Origin of the sequence: Aggregatibacter actinomycetemcomitans DSM 8324 (genome assembly GCF_000372365.1) — a bacterium.
Classification (GTDB): Bacteria; Pseudomonadota; Gammaproteobacteria; order Enterobacterales; family Pasteurellaceae; genus Aggregatibacter; species Aggregatibacter actinomycetemcomitans.
In genome coordinates this window covers 20,390-39,747 of record NZ_AQUU01000002.1, presented here as the reverse complement: position 1 = coordinate 39,747, position 19,358 = coordinate 20,390, and the positions used below count along the sequence as shown (strand labels likewise).

The following is a 19,358-nucleotide window of genomic DNA, read 5'->3' as shown; positions in this document are numbered from 1 at the left end:
GAACTAAGATTGTGAACATAGGAGGGAAAACTATGCCAATCCTCACGACCCATTTATTGCAGGATGTAATAGAGATCGCCCAACAGGCGGGTGAGCATTTACGTTGCTTTTATCAACGTTCGGTGACAGTTCGAATGAAAGAAGACAACACACCGGTGACCGAAGCGGATTTATTCGTCAGCCAATTTTTAACGGAAAAACTGACCGCACTTACGCCGCAGATTCCGATTCTTTCTGAAGAAAATTGCCATATTCCGCTGACCGAGCGGCAAACCTGGCGTTCTTACTGGTTAATCGATCCCCTGGACGGCACGCAACAATTTATCAATCGCACCGGTCAATTCTCCGTGCTCGTCAGTTTGGTGAAAGATCATCAACCGGTGTTGGGCGTGATTCATGCGCCGATGTTGGGTTCCACCTATTACGCCATGCAGGGTTTCGGTGCGTATAAACACCATGACGGGCAGCACCTTAAATTAGCCTTCCATGATATTCAAGCGGACAATGCCTTGCGTATTGCTGTGGGTTCCGCCGCCGCAGCCGAAAAAGTGCGGTCGATTTTAAATAAGAATTTGGCTTACGAATTTCATATTTGCGGATCCAGCGGGTTAAAAAGCACACTGGTGGCAGACGGCGTATGCGATTGCTACATTCGCTTGGGTTGCACCGGTGAATGGGATACTGCCGCTTCCGAGATTTTACTGGCGGAAATGGGTGGCATTATTTTTGACTTGAATTATCAACCGCTGACTTATAATAAACGGGAATCTTTCGTCAATCCGAATTTTGTCATGGGAATCACGCAGGATTTTCCGTGGGATAAAATCTTTCACTCCAATTAATTAGAGTAATTGGAAATCCGGAATGATTTTACCTATTATACGAAGCAGTTATTTAAACAATGACATCAACATGGTAACAAATCAACATGGTAACAAAATGAAAGCAGAAAACTGTTGTATTGTAATTTTCGGCGCCTCCGGCGATCTCACTTATCGTAAACTTATTCCGGCTTTATATAACCTCTATAAAATTGATCGACTGGGTGAAGATTTCTCCGTTCTCGGCGTGGCACGTACCGAACTGAATGACAAATCATTCCGTGAGAAAATGCGCCAAACGCTGATCAAAAATGAAGGCGCGAAAGGCGAGTGCTTGGAGCAATTTTGCAGCCACCTGTATTATCAGGCGGTCAATACGGCGGACAAAGCGGATTACGCCAAACTGGTTCCGCGTCTTGACGAACTGCACGACACCTATCGCACCGAAGGCAACACCTTGTATTATCTTTCCACGCCGCCGAGCCTATATGGCGTGATTCCGGAATGTTTGGGCGAACATGGCTTAAATAAAGAAGATCGCGGCTGGAAGCGTCTTATTGTGGAAAAACCGTTCGGTTATGACCGTGAAACCGCCGAAGCGCTGGATATTCAAATTCACCGTTTCTTTGAAGAACATCAAATTTACCGTATCGACCATTATCTTGGTAAAGAAACCGTCCAAAACCTGCTTGTGTTGCGCTTTTCCAACGGTTGGTTTGAGCCGTTGTGGAACCGTAATTTCATTGATTACATTGAAATCACCGGCGCGGAATCTATCGGTGTAGAAGAGCGTGGCGGCTATTATGACGGTTCCGGCGCGATGCGCGATATGTTCCAAAACCATTTATTACAAGTGCTGGCAATGGTGGCGATGGAGCCGCCGGCGATTATCAACGCCAATTCCATGCGTGATGAAGTGGCAAAAGTGCTGCATTGTTTGCGCCCGTTGACCCAGGAAGACGTGGAGCATAATCTGGTGTTGGGACAATATGTCGCAGGCGAAGTGGACGGCGAATGGGTGAAAGGCTATTTAGAGGAAAAAGGCGTGCCGCCGTATTCCACCACCGAAACCTACATGGCGCTACGCTGTGAAATCGAAAACTGGCGTTGGGCGGGCGTGCCTTTCTACGTGCGCACCGGTAAACGTCTGCCGGCACGCGTCACGGAAATCGTGATTCACTTCAAAACCACCCCGCACCCGGTATTCAGCCAAAATGCGCCGGAAAATAAACTGATTATCCGTATTCAACCGGACGAAGGCATTTCTATGCGTTTTGGCTTGAAAAAACCGGGCGCCGGCTTTGAAGCCAAAGAAGTGTCGATGGATTTCCGCTATGCCGATCTTGCGGGTGCCACCGTCATGACCGCTTATGAGCGTTTATTGCTTGATGCCATGAAAGGCGACGCGACCCTATTTGCGCGTACCGATGCCGTACACGCCGCCTGGAAATTCGTTCAACCGATTTTGAACTATAAAGCCCAAGGCGGCAGACTTTATGATTACGAGGCCGGCACCTGGGGACCGACGGCAGCCGATAAACTCATCGCCAAAAGCGGTCGTGTATGGCGCCGCCCAAGCGGGTTGATGAAGAAAAAAGTGTAATAAACCATTTCTTGCCTTCCCCTGCCTGCGGGGGACAAAACGCAATGCGTTTTGAGCGTTGGCTCTGCCAACGACCCCAAAGGGGTGAGTAAGTGAGTTTCCGAGCTTGCGAATAACGTGCCCGAAGGGCGGAAGGAGGCAAGATCCCCCTCAGCCTACAGCAACTTCCCCGTAAACGGATGGATCCAAGGGAAACGAATTTCAATAAAAACACATTAAAAAACGCATGCCACCATTTTAGGAAGAGACAACATGAACTACATCACCTTCCCCACCGCCCAACATGCGGTAGAAAAAATCGCGCAGGAATTTGTGATTTACAGCCAATTAAATCATCCTGCGCACATTTCCCTTTCCGGCGGTTCCACACCGAAACTGTTATTTAAAACCCTTGCACAATCTCCTTACGCCGAACAAATCGACTGGAGAAACCTGCATTTCTGGTGGGGCGATGATCGTATGGTTAGCCCAAGTGATCCGGAAAGCAATTACGGTGAAGTGCAAAAATTGTTGTTCGATCATATTCAAATTCCCGCTGAAAACATTCATCGAATCCGTGGCGAAAATGAACCGCACTTTGAACTCAAACGCTTCCAAGCAGAATTAAGTGCGGTCATTTCTGACGGCGTTTTTGATTGGATCATTCTCGGCATGGGCGCCGACGGTCACACCTCGTCCCTTTTCCCACATCAAACCAACTTTGATGATGAAAACCTTGCCGTCATCGCTAAGCACCCGGAAAGCGGACAAATTCGCATTTCCAAAACCGCTAAACTCATTGAGCAGGCAAAACGCATTACTTACCTCGTCACCGGCGAAGGCAAAGCCGAAATTTTAAAAGAAATCCAAAGCACGCCGGCTGAAAATCTACCTTACCCCGCCGCCAAAATCCACGCGAAGAATGGCGTAACGGAGTGGTATTTGGATAAAGATGCGGCGAAGTTGTTGTAAATATTTCGTTCTATTTAATTGGATAGTGCACGCTTCATAGCGTGTGCTTGTAGATAAAGGCACGCGTTGGGAAACGATCGTAGGGAGAAACATGAAACAGATTATTTTTTGTATAGTTATGGCGATTACACTTGCCCTTCTGGGTATCGGCATTTGGTTTTTCCATATGATGCTTCAAGGTTTTTGTTCATCAGGTACGGGTTGTCATTAGTTGGAATCAATATAAGGAATATTCACTGATAGCGCACGCTTCATAGCGTGTGCTTGTAGATAAAGGCACACGTTGGGAAACATGCGCCATCGTAGGAAACTATTGGAGGAATTACATGAAACATAACTTATTTATTTTATATGGTGCGGCTAATACAGGTAAAACCACAACTTTTAATGAGTTACTAAAAAATGCTTGTGATCAATTCTTAGATAAATTGGTGTATTTTGAACGGAGTGAAAATTGTGCTGACTTTTTAGCTGTCTTTCAAAATAAAAATGTGAAAGTAGACCTATATTCTTCAGGCAATAATGAATGTGTTAGCCATAACCTGTATGCTCTTCACCACCAAAACTGTAATTTTATTTTTGGTACATCAAGAACTCGAGGCGGAAGTTGCCAAGCAGTAAATAATTATGCTGATCTTTTTTATTCTGGTGATGATTCTATTAAATGGCATGAGAAAGAGAGTGCAACAGACAGGGATAATAACAAAATGGCTAAGGAGTTATTTTCTACTTTGAAAAAGCTTTTAATTAAATAATCGTGTAGATGGAACTTATCCTCCCTTGCTGACGCGCGCCGGTATGAATAAAAACGTTTAAAAAAATGACCGCACTTTTATTCGATATGCAAATGGTAAATCAGAGAAAATAACATGAAAACATTAGGTATTTTAGGTGGGATGAGTCCCGAAAGCACGGTTTCCTATTATTTAATCATTAACCGTGCGGTGAATCAGGCGTTGGGTGGCAATGCAAGTGCGCCGTTATTGATGTCGAGCGTCAATTTTGAAGAGATCGTGCAATGCCAAAAATCAGGAAATTGGGCTAAAGCAGGTGAAATTTTGGCAGAGCAGGCGCGTTTGCTGGAAAGTATTGGGGCGGAAGGTATTTTAATTGGTGCCAATACCATGCACAAAGTCGCGGATGCCGTCCAAAATGTCATTTCTGTGCCGTTGTTACATATTTTAGATGTGATGGCGGATAGCATTAAAGTACAAGGTTTATGCAAAGTAGCATTGCTTGGCACGCATTATGTGATGGCGGATAATTTTTATGTCGATGGCTTACGTGAGCGTGGTGTTGAGCCAATTGTGCCAAATGATAAAGATAAATTGGAAATTCATCGTATTATTTTTGAAGAGCTTTGCACGGGAAAAATAAAACCTGAGTCTAAAGCCTTTTATCTAAAAAAGATCGAAAAATTGACCGCACTTGGTACCGAAGGCGTCATTTTGGGTTGTACGGAAATCGGTTTATTGATTAATCAAATAGACAGCGATTTGCCGTTTTTCGACACCGCACTTTTACACAGCCAAATGGCGATTGATTTTATTTTGGAGAAATAACGGGAGAGATAAATGAAACCGATTTTGTACTTTGCCCTTTGGTGTCCGGATACCGAATCTTTTGTGGCGGAATTACAGCGACTAAATATCGCTTATGAAGCAAAAGATATTGCTGGCGACCGTTTAAATTTTAAAGCCTTCTTAAAATTACGCGACACCCATTCCGCCTTTGATGACGCCAAAGCCAACGGCTACATCGGCATTCCCGCGCTGGTGTTGGAAAATGGTGAAGTGATTTTAGATAAAGAGGCGTTGAAAAACGTTTAGAAAAACGACCGCACTTTTAGGTTTAGGTAGCCCCTTTGCCGACGCGTGTTTTCTGACGCGTGCCATTGTAGGAGAAAAAATGGATCGCACATTAATTGTTTTTGATATGGATACGCATTGCTTGGAGGAAAATTACCATAATCCTAGTTGGCGTAATGCTTATGCAGATATTCAGCGCATTTTAAAAAAACACGGCTTCACTAATATTCAAGGCACAGTTTATTTGAGCGATATTGGCATTAAACAAGCGCATGGCACATTGGCATTACAAGAGGTTGCGGCGCGATTTGAATGGTTTTATCACTGCGCATCCAATATTCAATTTTATGAATTAAAAGATGATTTTAATGCACAATTTATTGTAGAAGGCGTACAGCGTGCCCGTGAGGCCTTTAATCGCTCGCTTAATAGCTTACGCCAAGAATTATTACAAGCAGGTTTATCTGCTGATAAAGTGGAAGAAATTGTGAGAAAACGTCAATTTTCCTTACAGCAAATTCCGGAGAAGGAGTTATTACAAAATAATCAAGAAAATTAAATTTATTCTTTTTTGATAGCCCGTTACTAGCGCGCGTTTCCTGACCACAGCTGTTCGAAACATTGTAACTGTTTATATAAAAAAACTTGGCTCCCCTCGTTCGCGGGGGGAGCTGGGCGAAGCCCTGAGGGGGGCAAAATCTCAATTTTTAAGCATGATCTTGTGAATACATCGAGATAAATTCCCCCTTCCGCCCTTCGGGTACGTTATTCGCAAGCTCGGAAACTCACTTGCTTACCCCTTTGGGGTCGTTGGCAGAACCAACGCTCAAAACGCATTGCGTTTTGTCCCCCGTAAACGGAGGAAGGCAAGATATTTTAAGATATCAATAAATTATAATGTTTCGAACAGCTGTGGTTTCCCGACTCGTGCTAATGGCTCACTAAATTTATAAGGCACACGTCGGCAGACTCGCGGCGGTATGAATCAAGTGAATTAAAAAACAATTGAAAAAACGACCGCACTTTTGGCGCGTCGTTATGTAGGGTGCAACTTGTTGCACCAAAATATTTAAAATCGGTGCAACAAGTTGCACCCTACCAACAGGAGAAAAAAATGTCAGTAAAAGGCGACATCGGTGTTATCGGCTTAGCCGTGATGGGGCAGAACCTCATTTTAAATATGAATGACCACGGGTTTAAAGTGGTGGCGTATAACCGTACTACTTCAAAAGTGGACGAGTTTTTAGAAGGCGCGGCGAAAGGCACGAACATTATCGGCGCGTATTCTTTGGAAGATTTGGCGAACAAATTGGAAAAACCGCGTAAAGTGATGTTAATGGTGCGTGCGGGTGAAGTGGTGGATCACTTTATTGATGCATTGCTTCCGCATTTAGAAGCCGGCGACATCATTATCGACGGCGGTAACTCCAATTATCCAGACACCAACCGTCGCGTGGCGGCATTACGTGAAAAAGGCATTCGTTTCATCGGCACCGGCGTTTCCGGCGGTGAAGAAGGTGCGCGTCACGGACCTTCCATCATGCCGGGCGGTAACGAAGAAGCATGGCAATTTGTGAAACCGGTATTGCAAGCCATTTCCGCCAAAACCGAACAAGGCGAACCTTGTTGCGACTGGGTGGGTAAAGACGGCGCAGGTCATTTCGTGAAAATGGTGCATAACGGCATCGAATACGGCGATATGCAACTGATTTGTGAAGCGTACCAATTCCTAAAAGAAGGCGTGGGCTTGTCCGACGACGAATTGCAAGCCACCTTCAACGAATGGCGCAATACCGAATTAGACAGCTACTTAATTGACATCACCGCTGACATTTTGGGCTATAAAGACGCAGACGGCAGCCGTTTGGTGGATAAAGTCTTAGATACCGCAGGGCAAAAAGGAACCGGCAAATGGACAGGGATCAACGCATTGGATTTCGGCATTCCGTTGACCTTAATCACCGAATCCGTGTTCGCCCGTTGCGTGTCTGCCTTTAAAGATCAACGCGTCGCCGCAAGCAAATTGTTCCACAAAACCATCGGTAAAGTGGAAGGCGATAAAAAAGTGTGGATTGAAGCGGTGCGCAAAGCATTGTTGGCGTCTAAAATCATTTCTTACGCACAAGGCTTTATGTTGATTCGTGAAGCGTCCGAACGCTTCAACTGGAACATCAACTACGGCAACACGGCATTGTTATGGCGTGAAGGTTGTATTATCCGTAGCCGTTTCTTGGGCAACATTCGTGATGCGTACGAAGCCAATCCGGATCTAATTTTCTTAGGCTCCGACAGCTACTTCAAAGGCATTTTAGAAAACGCCATGAGCGACTGGCGCAAAGTGGTGGCGAAATCCATCGAAGTGGGTATCCCAATGCCTTGTATGGCATCTGCGATTACCTTCTTAGATGGCTACACGTCAGCTCGTTTGCCTGCAAACTTATTGCAAGCACAACGCGACTACTTCGGCGCCCACACCTATGAGCGTACCGACAAACCACGCGGTGAATTCTTCCACACCAACTGGACGGGACGTGGCGGCAACACCGCTTCCACTACTTATGATGTGTAGTGGGTAAAAACATCCTGTAAATCGACCGCACTTTGATCTGCGCCCCAAAAGTTGGACACTACAACCAACCAATTAAGGTGCAGCTCTTTTATAGTAAAAATTATTAAATTAAATATCACATTGTTAACATGTTAAAACGAAAAGAAAGGTCATCTTGCAATAATCTTCAGAACATCAAACTATTATTGAGTATTTAATAGCTTTTTGTGAGTTTAAAAAGTATACATGTCGGAAAATAGGGTGGTGTTTTCACATTTTAAAAAGTTAATGTAAAAAGCTAAAGGCAGGATAGCGATACGAGCCTAAAAGTGATACACCTTGCTGAAATATATGTTCTGTGCGTAACTAGCAGGCTGTCAAGAAGTTTGATAAATGACAATATCCACACAGATTTTTAATAGTTGTTTAAATCACGCCTGCCAACGTTTAAAAATCAATGAGGTATTCACGCCGCCAAAGGCAAAGTTATTATTCATCACATAATCCGTTTCAATATGGCGCCCGTCGCCTTGAATGTAATCCAATTTGCCGCAGCGTTCGTCAATATTATCCAGATTAATGGTCGGCGCAAACCAGCCGTCGCGCATCATTTCAATGGAAAACCAGGATTCCAACGCGCCGCACGCACCAAGGGTATGCCCTAAATAGCTTTTTTGCGAGCTTAACGGTACCTTGCCAAACACCGCTTCCGTTGCCAAGGTTTCGGCAATATCCCCTTGCTCCGTCGCCGTGCCGTGTCCGTTGACATAGCCGATTTTTTGCGCGGATAAATGGGCGTCTTTTAATGCCAATTCCATGCAACGTTGCATGGTGTCTTTTTGCGGGCGGGTGACGTGTGCGCCGTCGCTGTTTGCGCCGTAGCCCACCACTTCCGCAATAATATTCGCTCCGCGTGCCAGGGCGTGCTCCAGTTCTTCCAGCACGAAAATCCCCGCCCCTTCGCCGATCACCAAGCCATCGCGATCGTTATCATAAGGGCGCGGTGTTTTACTTGGATTATTCACATTGCGACTTGCCGCATAGAGGGAATCAAACACATAAACTTCCGACGGGCAAAATTCCTCGGCGCCGCCGGCGAGCATCATGGGAATCAAACCGTATTTGATGGATTCATAGGCATAGCCAATGCCCTGACTGCCGGAAGAACAGGCACTGGAGGTGGGAATAATACGCCCCGTTAAGCCGAAGAAAATACCGATATTGGCGGTGGTAGTATGGGGCATCATGCGCACATAGGTGTTGGCGTTGAAGCCGTCGGATTTACCGGTCATGAGAAGCTCGGCGGCATCTTTAATATCATTCGTGGAACCGGTGGAAGAACCGCACGCCACGCCCATTCTGCCGTCTTTGAGGTACGCAAGAATGTCGCCGTTTTCGTCTAGTAAATCGGCATTCGCCAACGCACGCTCGGCAGCCTCGACGGCGAATTGCGACACCCGCCCGAGGCTGCGTAATTGTTTGCGGTTCCAATGTGACGGCGGCTGATAACCATGAATTTCCGCGCCTAAACGGGCTTCCAGTTCAGGGTAGCGTTCCGCCCAATCCGCTTTGGCTTGTACGGCGTTTTGTTTGCGTTGGAATGCCGTTTTAATCTCCTGCCATGTTTTACCGAAGGCGGTAACCGCGCCGATGCCTGTGATCACAACTCGTTTCATGTTATTCATCTCTTTTTATTTAGCACAAACCGCCATTTACGGCGATCACTTGGCGGGTAACATACGCGGCTTTTTCGCCCATCAGGAAATTTACGGCGTGTGCCACTTCTTCAGGATCGCCCATACGTCCTGCGGGAATCATTTTCAGGATCTCGTCAATTGGCACATTTTCATCCAGAATATCCGTATCAATTAAGCCCGGCGCCACGCAATTCACGGTAATTTTACGTTTCGCCAATTCCACCGCCAGCGCTTTCGCCGCGCCGATAATGCCGGCTTTGGAGGCGCTGTAATTGACCTGACCACGATTGCCGATTAAGCCCGATACGGAGGTAATACACACAATGCGCCCTGCTTTGCGACGGCGAATCATCGGCATCATAATCGGGTGTAACACATTATAGAAACCGTCCAGATTCGTGCGTAAAACTCGGTCCCAATCTTCATCGGTTAACGCCGGGAAGGCGTTATCACGGGTTAAGCCGGCATTCAGCACCACGCCGTAATAAGCACCATGGGCTTCTACATCGGCGGTAAGTTTGTCTGCTGCTTCACTGCGACAGCTAACATCAAACTGCAACACGCGGGCATTTTGCCCCAGTTCACGCACCGCCTGCGCCACCGCTTCCGCTTCTTCTATGCGGCTACGGCAATGCACCACAATATCAAATCCCGCCTGCGCCAAACGTAAAGCAATGGCTTTGCCGATGCCGCGGCTGGAACCTGTAATTAAAATTGTTTCGCTCATATGATTTCCTTAGATTGCGTTAAAAGTGCGGTGGTTTTTTGCGATGAATTTACACCTGCGGTCGGAATACGTTCAGCGCACCTTCCACAATCACCCGTTGGTTTGCTGAATCAATTAATTGGCAATCAAACACGCCGAAGCCGGTGGCATCTTCAATAGAAAGCTTAATTTGAATGCGTAATTTGCTGCCGATGGCAATGTCCGGTTGGTGAATGCAGAGTTTGCGGGAGCCGATCCAATAGCCCAAGGTGATGGGTTTGCCGGCACGTACGCATTTGCACCCAGCCCAGGCGGCAACTCCTTGCGCCATGATTTCCGCGCCAAGAAAACCGGGCAGTTTATTGTCTTTCACCAACAGATTATCGGGGCGCACTTCCGCTTCCGCGATCAAAAAGTCATCGCCGAAATCCGTGACCCGATCCAATAAAATCATTTTACCACTATGTGGCACCAAAGGCGCGATGTCGGTAATAGGGCAAGTTAAATCAAGCATCCCGTTCTCCTAAAATCAGCACCGTATTATTGCCGCCGAAAGCAAAAGAACTGCTTGCGCCGATACGGGGTTCGCTGCGCCAGTGGCTGTGTTCGTCGGTAATGGCAATTTTCGGCAACGCGGGATCCGCCTGTTTGTCCCACAATTGTGCCGGCAACTTGCCCTGCGGGTTCAGTTTGCGGTCGATGATGCCCCATAAAATCGCGGCTTCCACGGCACCGGCGGCGCCGAGGGTGTGCCCGGTGTAAGGCTTAGTAGTGGTGCAAGGCGTGTCGTCGCCAAAAACCCGGTGTACCGCCAAACTTTCCATTTGATCATTATGTACCGTTCCCGTACCGTGCAAATTGATCCAGCCAATCGCATCGGCGCTTAATTCGGAAGACGCCAACGCGGCGCGAAAGGCGCTGATCGCGCCCTCGCCTTCCGGGTGCGGGGAAGACATATGATAAGCGTCGCTACTGGCGCCGTAGCCGAGTAATTGAATCGCCGTATCGTCTAATTTTTCCTGGCTCATCACGAAAACCGCGGCGCCTTCGCCGAGATTAATCCCGTCGCGATTCACGGAAAGCGGATTGGAACGCTTATCGGATAAAACGGATAAAGAGCCGAAACCGCTGATGGTGAGAGGCGAAAGCTCATCCACACCGCCGCAAATCACCGCATCGCATAAACCGGCGTTCAACAAACGCGCGGCGCTAATCAACGCTTTGGCACCGGAGGTACAGGCGGTGGAAATGCCGTAACTCAACCCCTGCAAGCCATACTGATAAGCAACGAAATCGGAAGGCGCGGAAAAATATTGTTGCTGTTGTTTAAACTCGGCACCGGACCAATCGTTATGGCTAACGGCATATTTAAATACCGGTACGTTTTCATCTACACCGGTGGTGGAAGTGCCGATAATCACGGCAATGCGTTGGCGTCCGAAACGGGCAATTGCCTGTTCGATTTGCGGTTCAATTTGCGCCAGACAATGCCACAATAACTGATTGTTACGACTTTGATGTATCGCAGGCAAACTTTCGGCAAACGGGCGTAGCGGCACGTTTACTTCACCGAACACGCGCGCTTTTCCTTCGGTGTGATACAACTTAAACGCCGAATCGGAAAATGCCAAAGGGGAATCCTCGGCAGCCAGCAAACGCGCAATGTGTGTTTCGATGCCATCGCCAAGGCTGCTCAAAATAGCTGGTTTACTTAGATAAAGTGCGGTCATTTTTTCCTTTAATTTAATTCTTCAATACGCCAACGGCTGTCATCCGCCAGGTGGATTTCAATCTGTGGCGGACGCAATGCAATGCGCCAGACTTTGTTATGCTGAATAAAATAATCATTACCCTGCGCCACGGGTTCAATGCGGCTGAAGGTAAATAACGGGTGCTGCGGATTCAATGCTGTCGCCAAGGCGGAAAACAAACGGCGCGCTTGTTGATTCGGCATGATAAAGCCGTCATTTTGCCAGCCTTGTGGCGTTAAAATCACGCGCGCCAGAGGCGCACCCAGGGGATCCGTTTGCACCCAGCGCCATTGTTGTGGTTCGGTTTGCAATGTCAGCAGGCTGGCTTGTTGTAACTGATGTTGCGCATTTAACTGTTCCACTTTAAACACGCGCACCGCCTGTTGTTGCGGCGGCAACCGTTCCACCTGCGGCAACGAGCTGCACGCGGTCAGCCAAAAGCAGAACAACAGAGCAAAGTATTTCATTATTTCGCCACAAACGGATTTTCCGTATTCCGCGTATCGCCCGCTACAATGGAACAACGATTGCCGGCAAAGGAAATCAACTATAGCCATAAATCACCACATCACATTGTGCCATTTGGGTTCTCCGAATTAACGTAATAGTTTAAAAGTCAGGATGACGCTCAATAACACACCGAGGCTCACGCTTAAACCGAAGGAAGCCACTGCCGGTGTGGAGCTCAGCCCCAATAAGACGAAGGAAATGAGGGTTGTCATTGCCGCCAATAATACCGCAATGTATTTGCCGTATAAAGGCTCATTTGCAGTTTGCATATACGCGGTGTAATCAATGCCGATCGCCGATACCAGCAATAGCCCGAACATAGTAAATAAACTGATGGGCAAACAGACCCAGCCGAAAATTGCCACGGTGATCACAATAGCGCACAAGGGCGGAAGCAACATGGTGAAAGTGCGTTTAACCCCGAACAAACGCCACAACAACACGCCGGCAAATACAAAAGAAAGCATTTTCAGCCACGCCGCCTGATCGCGGGTTTGCTGAAACGCTTGATTCAAGTGCGCCCGTTTATCCTGCCAGAAAATATCCTGTTGATTTGCCAAATGCGCAAGGGAAACGGCACTGTGTCCGCTTACCTGCACGATGCCTGCCACCTGATTTTCCGCTAATTTGCCTAAATAGAGCGGCAGCCATGCTTGCCCGACGGTAGATTGCAACGCCTGCTGCAAGGATAACGGCGGCTGCGTGTTCAATTCCCGCAGTGCCTGTTGTAATCTTTCCGACGGCACGCCAATCTCATCCAATACGGCATAATCCTGCGGTTTGAGTTTTGCCTGCAATTCCACTATAAATTGCCGCTGTTGCGCTTCCGACATCATCCATTGGGAAAGGGCGCGATAAGGGATGTGCTGTTCATCCAGTTTTGTTGTCAGCGCCCGTTCTTTTTCCAGTAAGGCATCGTCGTTGTCGGCAAGCACCAGGAAATAACGGTTGCCCAAATCCACGCCGGTCAAGTCAGCGATTTGCTTCGCCTCGTCTAACATCACCTGCGGCATAGAAACCCATTGACGAATATCATCACGCCATTCGGAACGATACAAACCGCCGACGATAAAAATCCCCCCTAACAGGATTGAAACCACGCCCATGCGACGGGTAAAAAACGCATCCAAAATCCACCGCACTTTTGGGTTCGGGGTGCGCGGTTTGTTTTGATAACGGCGAAATAATGCAGGCAAAAAAAGCAAGGTGGCGAACATTGCCGAGATTAACGCGATAGCGGAGAAAAGTGCGGTCTGTTTTAACACCGGAAGGGCAGTAAAACCGAGCAAGCCGTAGCCCAACAGCGTCACAAGCAGGCTAATCAGAAAAGTAAACCGTAGTTTTTGCATCGCCTGCGCGGCGTGCCATGGTTGATGAAATAAGGAAGATGCCAGCCAATGCAGCGGAAAATCAATCAACACGCCGATTAAACTGGTGCCGATGACAATGGTGAGAATATGAATGTGTCCGAAAACGAAAATTGTGGCGGTGACGCCGCATAGCATGCCCGTTAGAATCGGCAAAAACAGCCACAACACGCGCGCCGTTCTGAACACGAGCAACAGCAACAACAACGTCAGGCTTACGCCCAACGCGCTCATTAAGGTGCTTTCCCGCTCCGCTTTGACTTTGGCGTCAATGGCGAACAAGGCGGCGCCGGTCGCCAACATATCGCCCTGTGCCGCTTCAACGGCTTGGCGGTTCTGCGTTAAAAGTGCGGTCAGATTTAACGACGGATCCATCAGGTCCCCTTGTTGCAACACCCCGCGCAACAGCGCCCAGGTTTTATCCTTGTCCGTGACATACAACATGCCATTTTCGGCATACCATTGAATCTGCCCCTGCAATTGCGCCTGCGGCAAAACGAACCTGCCGAAACCGAGCCAATCCTGATCCAGCGGAAGCAAATTGGTTTGCGCGAAAGGATTCATGATCTGCTCGGCGTAATGTTGGAAATAATCCTGTGGCGTATGAAGCAACTGATGGCGAACGGAGGGCGGCAAAGTGGCGAGGCGTAATCGGGCGATTTCGGCACGCAATGCTTCAAGATCCGGTTGCGTTTTGGCATCCATCCGGGCAAACAACCCGCTCTTTTGCCATTGCTGCGCAACCTGTTCTGCCAGCTGAAATGCCTTTTGCGGCGATGAATGCCCGATAAGGGAAATAAGTTGCTGGTTGAGGCGCGCTTCCTGTTGTTCATCCGCCCGTACTTGCACGGTAGTCCAGCCTTGTTCTTGCGGCAGCAGGGCACGCAAATCCGTTTCTAACCAAGCGCCTTTTTTCACCGCATAACCAAAGAGCAACAATGTCGCCGTCAGGAACAGGGCATACAGAACGGAAAGTGCGGTGGATTTTTTCATCGTTTTTTATTCTAACGCGGATTGTGCGAACGCCGCCAAAGGCTGATTTTGTTGAATATGGTCAAATTGAATGTGGGTTTTATCGCCCTGTTTTTCGTTTAACACAATGGCTTTCACCACCTCATCACCTTGAATCTGAATATCGGTAAAAATCTGTTTCATCAGCAAGGAACTTGGCGTTAAAGTCAATTGCCAGTTTTTCGCCTCGCCCGACAACGCCACCTCAAACTGCGCTTTCAAACCGGAAATATCGCCCGACAATAAGCCCAAAAACAGGCTAATTTGCTGCGCCTGCCCCATGTTGCCGTTTGCTACCCATTGTTTGCCGTCCCATTGCATAATGCCGTCGGTTTTCACCCGCAGTTGGTTGGTGAAGGGTTTTTCCATTTGCCATAACAAGCCTTTTTTTGCCAACAAAGTGAACTTGCCCTGTGTGGTAATGGGCTTAGCAAGGGATTTAAGAAAACGTTGCTGGGTGAAATTGCCCTGCACGTTTTGCGGGGGTTGAAGCAATGTAATGAGCTCCGCTTCGGAAAAGGCAAAGGTCAGCGGACTGAAAAGCAGGCAGCAAAGGACGAAAAACTTTTTCATGATGCATTCTCCGCCTGAAAAGTGCGGTGATTTTCCACCGCACTTCGCCAACACGGCGGGGTTTGCAGCTGCATTTCGCCGCTTTTGATTTCCACCGCCACTTGGGTGGTGCTGCCGCTGGTGAGTTTTTGATTGGTCGCCGCATCACGAATGACATAATCAATGCGAATGCAGCTTTCGTATTCCACCAACACCAGTTCCACCCGAATTTTCTGGCGGAAAAGGGTCGGTTGCACATATTTCAAATTTAATTTCACCACCGGCCAGCCGTACCCTTTTTCTTTCATCACATCATAAGTGCAGTGAATTTCTTCCAGAAAGGCACAGCGCGCCATTTCCAGATATTTCACATAATGCCCGTGCCACATGATATTCATGGAATCCACGTCAAAAAACTGAATTTCATATTCGGAGGCATGATGGCAGTAAATGTGTTTTTTCATTTTGAATAATCGTCCCAGAAATCGTAAAAATTAAACCAATAGAGCGGATTTTCTTCACATTCTTTGGCAAGAATATCGGCATATTGTTGCATGGCGCGTTTGATACTTTCGTTGCGCTGTTTGCCTCTGCCTTCAATGGGCGGGGAAAAATGGCGTAATTTTAAATAGTATTCGCTGCGTTTTTTCACGCAGAACACAGTATTAATCGGCGTTTTCAACAGGCTTGCCAACAACCAGGGCCCTTGCGGGAAGGTTGCCGGTGAACCCAGAAAATCCACCTGTTCGGTTTTATTGCCGCGCACCGGAATGCGATCGGCGGCAATGGCGATCCACTCGCCCCGTTCAATACGTTCATTCAACTCCAACATTTTTTGCGCATCCAATTCTTCCACCTGAATTAGCGGCAAGGAGGTGGCGCCCGCCTTTTCCAAGGTTTCGTTAAATGCCTGCGCATGGCGATTATGCACCAAAATATTCAGGCGGAAATTGCCGTGATGTCCGCTGTCCACCAGCGCACGACAAATTTCAATATTGGCGAAATGGGAGCAAATCAGAATCTGCCCGCGCCCTTCGGAACGAATGTCACGATACACGTTATCACTATCGTCCAAAATCAAATCGGGATAACGGATTTTTTTCTGCCACACGGCAAAGCGATCAGCGATGGCTTCGCCGAAGGCTAAAAAATGGCGGAATAAGGCGTAGCGGGGCAAGGTCAGGTGCGGGAATGTACGCTGTAAACGCTGATGATAACGGCGAATGTGGCGACGTGCTTTTGTTGAGGTGAGGAAAAAATAACTCACTACGACAAAGGTCACGATGCGAATCACCCAAAGTGGGCAATATTGCACGATCAAACGGGTTAAGTTTAAGAAAAACTTGCTGCCCCGTTCATGTTGTTGCGCCCAATGTTGTGAAGTCATACTTTCCGCCCCGTGCAAATGCGCCACAGCATACCAAAAAATAATCGGGTATGCAGTTTGCTGATCTCCCAGTTATCGGCAAACCCGCGAAAATGCGAAATACCGCCCGGCTCATAACGTACCGGCGTATCCACCCACACCAATGGGATTTGGTGCCAATGGGCTTTCACCAAAATATCAATATCAAAATCCATGCGATTGCCGAGGGATTCTTGTTGCATGAGCGATAAAATAGAGGCTAAAGGATACAGCCGAAAACCGCACATGCCGTCTTTAATGTCCAGGGAAAGGGTATGAATGGCGTTCCAGAAATCGGTGATTTTGCGTCCGTACAGGCGCGCTTTCGGTGCGTCGTCGCTATAAAGCGGGCGACCGCAAATAAGTGCGGTGGGATTTTTCTGCATTTCTGCGATCATCTTTAACACATCGGGCAAGTGATGTTGCCCGTCCGCATCCACTTGTACGGCGTGACTAAATCCCATGTCCGCCGCAAGGCGAAAACCCGTTTTCATTGCCGCGCCTTTGCCGCCATTGGTCGGACAATAATGTACAAAAACCTCGGGCTGTTGCTGTAAGGTCCGAAGGACGCGCAGGTGATTTTCGGCGGAGCCGTCATCCACGATCAAAACGGGTAAATCCAAGGCGTGCAACTGCCTTACCACCTCGCCTACAGTGGCGGAATGGTTGTAATGAGGAATAATCACAATGACCTTTTGCATTAAAAATGTTCCTCTTTTTCCGTTAAAAATACCTGATAAAAAGCCTCTTTGCTGAGTTTTGACTGGCTGTTGCGCGGCAACTCCGTGGTGAATCGCCAAAAACGTGGCAAGCCGGCGCGCTCTTGGGTTTGCATTAAAAACGCGCGTAATTCATTGACAAATTCATGACGCCCTTGTTGCCGGTACGCCGCAATGCCTGCCTCATTCAAAGCGACCCAAGCCGCAGGGCGCAAATGCTGCGGATGTTGCGCCACATAACAATCCGTCACCCAGGGATGGCGCAATAAATCCTGTTCGATTTTCACCAGAGAAATACGTTTATCACCGAATTTCACAATGCGATCAAGACGCCCCAGTAAATTGAATTTACCGTCAATCAGTTCGGCGGCATCGGCGGTTTGCTCACGTTGGTTGAACCACTCAGATTCCACCCACAGAGCGCCTTCTTCGTTTAATCCAACGGTTGTGAGCGGGGTCGGTTGCCACAAGCCGTCATCAGCACGAAAAGCGATGGCGCCGGTTTCCGTACTGCCGTAGCATTCAATCAGCTTAACGCCTAATCTCTCGCGGATGGCGTTGCCCACGTCGGCAGGCAATACGCCGCCGGAGGAAATGACGCCTGCAAAAGCGCATTGTTTTAATTTCGTGTCGGCTAAATTTAAACGGGTCAACAATGCCGGGCTACTAATCCACACCGTTTTCGGCGCGAGCAGACTTTCTTCAATTAAATATTCCGGATAAGGCAACTGCTTTCGGGCAATGCTCCAGCCCATGGTGAGGGGTAGAATAATGCGATAGGACAAGCCGTAATGGTGTTGAGCGGAAACGCTGGAGACCAAATGAATGTCATTGTCGGCGGAGAAAGGCAAGGATTGACGAATCGCCTCCGACTCCAGCCACATTTGCGCGGCAGTCTTCACCAGAATCTTTGGCTGACCGCTGCTGCCGGAGGTTTTCAGCCAGATTTCCGTTTGCTGGTGGGAAGTAAAGTGCGGTCGTTTTGCCGGGTGTTTTTGCGAGGCGTGTTGCGTGATGCCATACTCGGCGAACAACGCGTCATCCAACAGAAAATCGGCGTTTTCTTTGCTCCATTGCTGATTTTCCGCCAGTAAATTGGGCGGCAATAAAATCCGCACACCGGCATGAAAACACGCCAGCATGGCGCATGCAAACAAGGCGGCATCGTCAAACCAGAACGCCACGGATTTCACGTTATCCTGTGTCAACTGCTCAGTAATTTGCCGTGCGCGTGTACGAAAATCCACCCATTGCCAATCGGGATTGCGCGCAATCAGCGCGGTCTCATCGCCTTGGTCATGCCATAAATCGGGGATATTGAAAAAATGTAGGTTATTTATCATGTTTGTTGTTTTTTGACTTTTTGTCGAACCAGCCATTCCCCCGCCATAATTACGCCGATGAAACAGTAGGAAAGCACGCCTGTGTATAACGCCCAGAAATCATAGTATTTCAACCAGATTGCCGAAGCGGTGATGACGATATTAATCACAAAAACAGCGCACCACAGTTGGGTTACTTTACGCGTATAACGCACACCGGCTTCGCTTAAATCGGGTGTCTGCAAACGGGCGAGACGCTCTACCACGGTTTGTTCGCTCCACAGACTGCCGCCGAACAGGGACAACATTAAGCCGTTAATAATAATGGGATACCAAAACATGGTTTCAACGGAACGGGTGATGCCCACCACCGCCAGAATCAATGCCATCGCCCAAGCGAAATAGCGCTGCCCTTGCTGCTGAAAGAAGCCTTTCGCCGCCCACAGCAATGCCATTATCCAAGGCAAATAAAACAACGGCGTTTGGTCTTCGGCAAATAACCAAATGATGGGATAAGCCACGCCGGTGAGGCTGAGTAATACGTTAATAAGCACTTTCATCATCGTGGTTCCGAGGGCGCTACGGCA

Annotated in this window: 20 protein-coding genes; 8 read left to right on the top strand and 12 right to left on the bottom strand. The window is 48.1% G+C overall.

Translation table 11 applies throughout. The annotated features are described in order from the left end of the window. Positions 1-32 precede the first annotated feature (32 nt). The 8 genes from cysQ to gnd all read left to right on the top strand — a co-directional run bounded on the left by cysQ (position 33) and on the right by gnd (position 7,752). A complete protein-coding gene (cysQ, locus tag A3CS_RS0101320) occupies positions 33-842 on the top strand; it encodes a 3'(2'),5'-bisphosphate nucleotidase CysQ (RefSeq protein ID WP_005545107.1) in 810 nt (269 codons plus the stop codon). Positions 843-939: 97 nt separating this feature from the next. Further along, positions 940-2,424 carry a glucose-6-phosphate dehydrogenase gene (gene zwf / locus A3CS_RS0101315; RefSeq protein ID WP_005564557.1) on the top strand — a complete coding sequence of 495 codons (1,485 nt, stop codon included), beginning with the start codon at positions 940-942 and terminating at the stop codon, positions 2,422-2,424. Positions 2,425-2,676: 252 nt separating this feature from the next. After that, positions 2,677-3,375 (top strand): 6-phosphogluconolactonase, encoded by a 699-nt coding sequence (gene pgl / locus A3CS_RS0101310; protein WP_019518161.1) that lies wholly within the window; start codon positions 2,677-2,679, stop codon positions 3,373-3,375. A gap of 326 nt (positions 3,376-3,701) precedes the next feature. Further along, positions 3,702-4,130 (top strand): hypothetical protein, encoded by a 429-nt coding sequence (locus A3CS_RS0101305; protein ID WP_005587967.1) that lies wholly within the window; start codon positions 3,702-3,704, stop codon positions 4,128-4,130. A gap of 114 nt (positions 4,131-4,244) precedes the next feature. Then, positions 4,245-4,937: an aspartate/glutamate racemase family protein gene (locus A3CS_RS0101300; protein WP_019518160.1), complete on the top strand. Its 693-nt coding sequence runs from the start codon at positions 4,245-4,247 to the stop codon at positions 4,935-4,937. A 12-nt stretch (positions 4,938-4,949) separates the two neighbouring features. Beyond that, positions 4,950-5,204 carry a hypothetical protein gene (locus A3CS_RS0101295; protein ID WP_005545114.1) on the top strand — a complete coding sequence of 85 codons (255 nt, stop codon included), beginning with the start codon at positions 4,950-4,952 and terminating at the stop codon, positions 5,202-5,204. Between the two features lie 79 nt (positions 5,205-5,283). Continuing rightward, positions 5,284-5,742, top strand: coding sequence for a virulence factor (locus A3CS_RS0101290; RefSeq protein WP_005541228.1), 459 nt, complete (start codon positions 5,284-5,286; stop codon positions 5,740-5,742). 555 nt (positions 5,743-6,297) lie between these two features. Further along, on the top strand, positions 6,298-7,752 hold the full coding sequence (gene gnd, locus A3CS_RS0101285) for a decarboxylating NADP(+)-dependent phosphogluconate dehydrogenase (protein WP_019518159.1): 1,455 nt from the start codon (positions 6,298-6,300) through the stop codon (positions 7,750-7,752). A gap of 410 nt (positions 7,753-8,162) precedes the next feature. Here gnd and A3CS_RS0101280 read toward each other — a convergent pair whose 3' ends face one another. The 12 genes from A3CS_RS0101280 to A3CS_RS0101225 form a co-directional block, all read right to left on the bottom strand. Then, positions 8,163-9,407 carry a beta-ketoacyl-ACP synthase gene (locus A3CS_RS0101280; RefSeq protein ID WP_005545121.1) on the bottom strand — a complete coding sequence of 415 codons (1,245 nt, stop codon included), beginning with the start codon at positions 9,405-9,407 and terminating at the stop codon, positions 8,163-8,165. A 19-nt stretch (positions 9,408-9,426) separates the two neighbouring features. Next, positions 9,427-10,155 carry a 3-oxoacyl-ACP reductase FabG gene (gene fabG, locus A3CS_RS0101275; protein WP_005545124.1) on the bottom strand — a complete coding sequence of 243 codons (729 nt, stop codon included), beginning with the start codon at positions 10,153-10,155 and terminating at the stop codon, positions 9,427-9,429. A 49-nt stretch (positions 10,156-10,204) separates the two neighbouring features. Further along, a complete protein-coding gene (locus A3CS_RS0101270; RefSeq protein WP_005545126.1) occupies positions 10,205-10,648 on the bottom strand; it encodes an ApeP family dehydratase in 444 nt (147 codons plus the stop codon). Further along, a complete protein-coding gene (locus A3CS_RS0101265) occupies positions 10,641-11,864 on the bottom strand; it encodes a beta-ketoacyl-ACP synthase (protein WP_005568642.1) in 1,224 nt (407 codons plus the stop codon). Before A3CS_RS0101265 ends, A3CS_RS0101270 begins: the two co-directional genes overlap by 8 nt. Positions 11,865-11,872: 8 nt before the next feature. Further along, positions 11,873-12,352, bottom strand: coding sequence for a hypothetical protein (locus tag A3CS_RS0101260; RefSeq protein WP_005569645.1), 480 nt, complete (start codon positions 12,350-12,352; stop codon positions 11,873-11,875). 129 nt (positions 12,353-12,481) lie between these two features. Then, positions 12,482-14,755: an MMPL family transporter gene (locus tag A3CS_RS0101255; protein ID WP_005545132.1), complete on the bottom strand. Its 2,274-nt coding sequence runs from the start codon at positions 14,753-14,755 to the stop codon at positions 12,482-12,484. A gap of 6 nt (positions 14,756-14,761) precedes the next feature. Next, complete coding sequence (locus A3CS_RS0101250) at positions 14,762-15,346, bottom strand: LolA family protein (protein WP_019518158.1); 585 nt, start codon at positions 15,344-15,346, stop codon at positions 14,762-14,764. Further along, on the bottom strand, positions 15,343-15,789 hold the full coding sequence (locus A3CS_RS0101245; RefSeq protein WP_005575742.1) for an acyl-CoA thioesterase: 447 nt from the start codon (positions 15,787-15,789) through the stop codon (positions 15,343-15,345). The genes A3CS_RS0101250 and A3CS_RS0101245 overlap by 4 nt, the downstream gene beginning before the upstream one ends. Next, on the bottom strand, positions 15,786-16,712 hold the full coding sequence (locus A3CS_RS0101240; protein WP_005545138.1) for an LpxL/LpxP family acyltransferase: 927 nt from the start codon (positions 16,710-16,712) through the stop codon (positions 15,786-15,788). Before A3CS_RS0101240 ends, A3CS_RS0101245 begins: the two co-directional genes overlap by 4 nt. Next, the gene (locus A3CS_RS0101235; RefSeq protein ID WP_005575740.1) at positions 16,709-17,431 is read right to left on the bottom strand and encodes a glycosyltransferase family 2 protein; all 723 of its coding nucleotides are present in this window, start codon (positions 17,429-17,431) and stop codon (positions 16,709-16,711) included. Before A3CS_RS0101235 ends, A3CS_RS0101240 begins: the two co-directional genes overlap by 4 nt. Further along, the gene (locus A3CS_RS0101230; protein WP_019518157.1) at positions 17,431-18,792 is read right to left on the bottom strand and encodes an AMP-binding protein; all 1,362 of its coding nucleotides are present in this window, start codon (positions 18,790-18,792) and stop codon (positions 17,431-17,433) included. Before A3CS_RS0101230 ends, A3CS_RS0101235 begins: the two co-directional genes overlap by 1 nt. Then, complete coding sequence (locus A3CS_RS0101225; RefSeq protein ID WP_005589202.1) at positions 18,789-19,334, bottom strand: COG4648 family protein; 546 nt, start codon at positions 19,332-19,334, stop codon at positions 18,789-18,791. The genes A3CS_RS0101230 and A3CS_RS0101225 overlap by 4 nt, the downstream gene beginning before the upstream one ends. Between the last annotated feature and the right edge of the window lie 24 nt (positions 19,335-19,358).

Bases quoted from the DNA above. Each gene is read 5' to 3' on its own strand.
- A3CS_RS0101305 (WP_005587967.1), top strand. From the start codon at position 3,702: ATGAAACATAACTTATTTATTTTATATGGTGCGGCTAATACAGGTAAA.
- pgl (WP_019518161.1), top strand. From the start codon at position 2,677: ATGAACTACATCACCTTCCCCACCGCCCAACATGCGGTAGAAAAAATC.
- A3CS_RS0101245 (WP_005575742.1), bottom strand. From the start codon at position 15,789: ATGAAAAAACACATTTACTGCCATCATGCCTCCGAATATGAAATTCAG.
- fabG (WP_005545124.1), bottom strand. From the start codon at position 10,155: ATGAGCGAAACAATTTTAATTACAGGTTCCAGCCGCGGCATCGGCAAA.
- A3CS_RS0101240 (WP_005545138.1), bottom strand. From the start codon at position 16,712: ATGACTTCACAACATTGGGCGCAACAACATGAACGGGGCAGCAAGTTT.
- A3CS_RS0101260 (WP_005569645.1), bottom strand. From the start codon at position 12,352: ATGAAATACTTTGCTCTGTTGTTCTGCTTTTGGCTGACCGCGTGCAGC.
- cysQ (WP_005545107.1), top strand. From the start codon at position 33: ATGCCAATCCTCACGACCCATTTATTGCAGGATGTAATAGAGATCGCC.
- zwf (WP_005564557.1), top strand. From the start codon at position 940: ATGAAAGCAGAAAACTGTTGTATTGTAATTTTCGGCGCCTCCGGCGAT.
- A3CS_RS0101230 (WP_019518157.1), bottom strand. From the start codon at position 18,792: ATGATAAATAACCTACATTTTTTCAATATCCCCGATTTATGGCATGAC.
- A3CS_RS0101250 (WP_019518158.1), bottom strand. From the start codon at position 15,346: ATGAAAAAGTTTTTCGTCCTTTGCTGCCTGCTTTTCAGTCCGCTGACC.
- A3CS_RS0101265 (WP_005568642.1), bottom strand. From the start codon at position 11,864: ATGACCGCACTTTATCTAAGTAAACCAGCTATTTTGAGCAGCCTTGGC.
- A3CS_RS0101225 (WP_005589202.1), bottom strand. From the start codon at position 19,334: ATGATGAAAGTGCTTATTAACGTATTACTCAGCCTCACCGGCGTGGCT.
- A3CS_RS0101295 (WP_005545114.1), top strand. From the start codon at position 4,950: ATGAAACCGATTTTGTACTTTGCCCTTTGGTGTCCGGATACCGAATCT.
- A3CS_RS0101255 (WP_005545132.1), bottom strand. From the start codon at position 14,755: ATGAAAAAATCCACCGCACTTTCCGTTCTGTATGCCCTGTTCCTGACG.
- gnd (WP_019518159.1), top strand. From the start codon at position 6,298: ATGTCAGTAAAAGGCGACATCGGTGTTATCGGCTTAGCCGTGATGGGG.
- A3CS_RS0101235 (WP_005575740.1), bottom strand. From the start codon at position 17,431: ATGCAAAAGGTCATTGTGATTATTCCTCATTACAACCATTCCGCCACT.
- A3CS_RS0101290 (WP_005541228.1), top strand. From the start codon at position 5,284: ATGGATCGCACATTAATTGTTTTTGATATGGATACGCATTGCTTGGAG.
- A3CS_RS0101300 (WP_019518160.1), top strand. From the start codon at position 4,245: ATGAAAACATTAGGTATTTTAGGTGGGATGAGTCCCGAAAGCACGGTT.
- A3CS_RS0101270 (WP_005545126.1), bottom strand. From the start codon at position 10,648: ATGCTTGATTTAACTTGCCCTATTACCGACATCGCGCCTTTGGTGCCA.
- A3CS_RS0101280 (WP_005545121.1), bottom strand. From the start codon at position 9,407: ATGAAACGAGTTGTGATCACAGGCATCGGCGCGGTTACCGCCTTCGGT.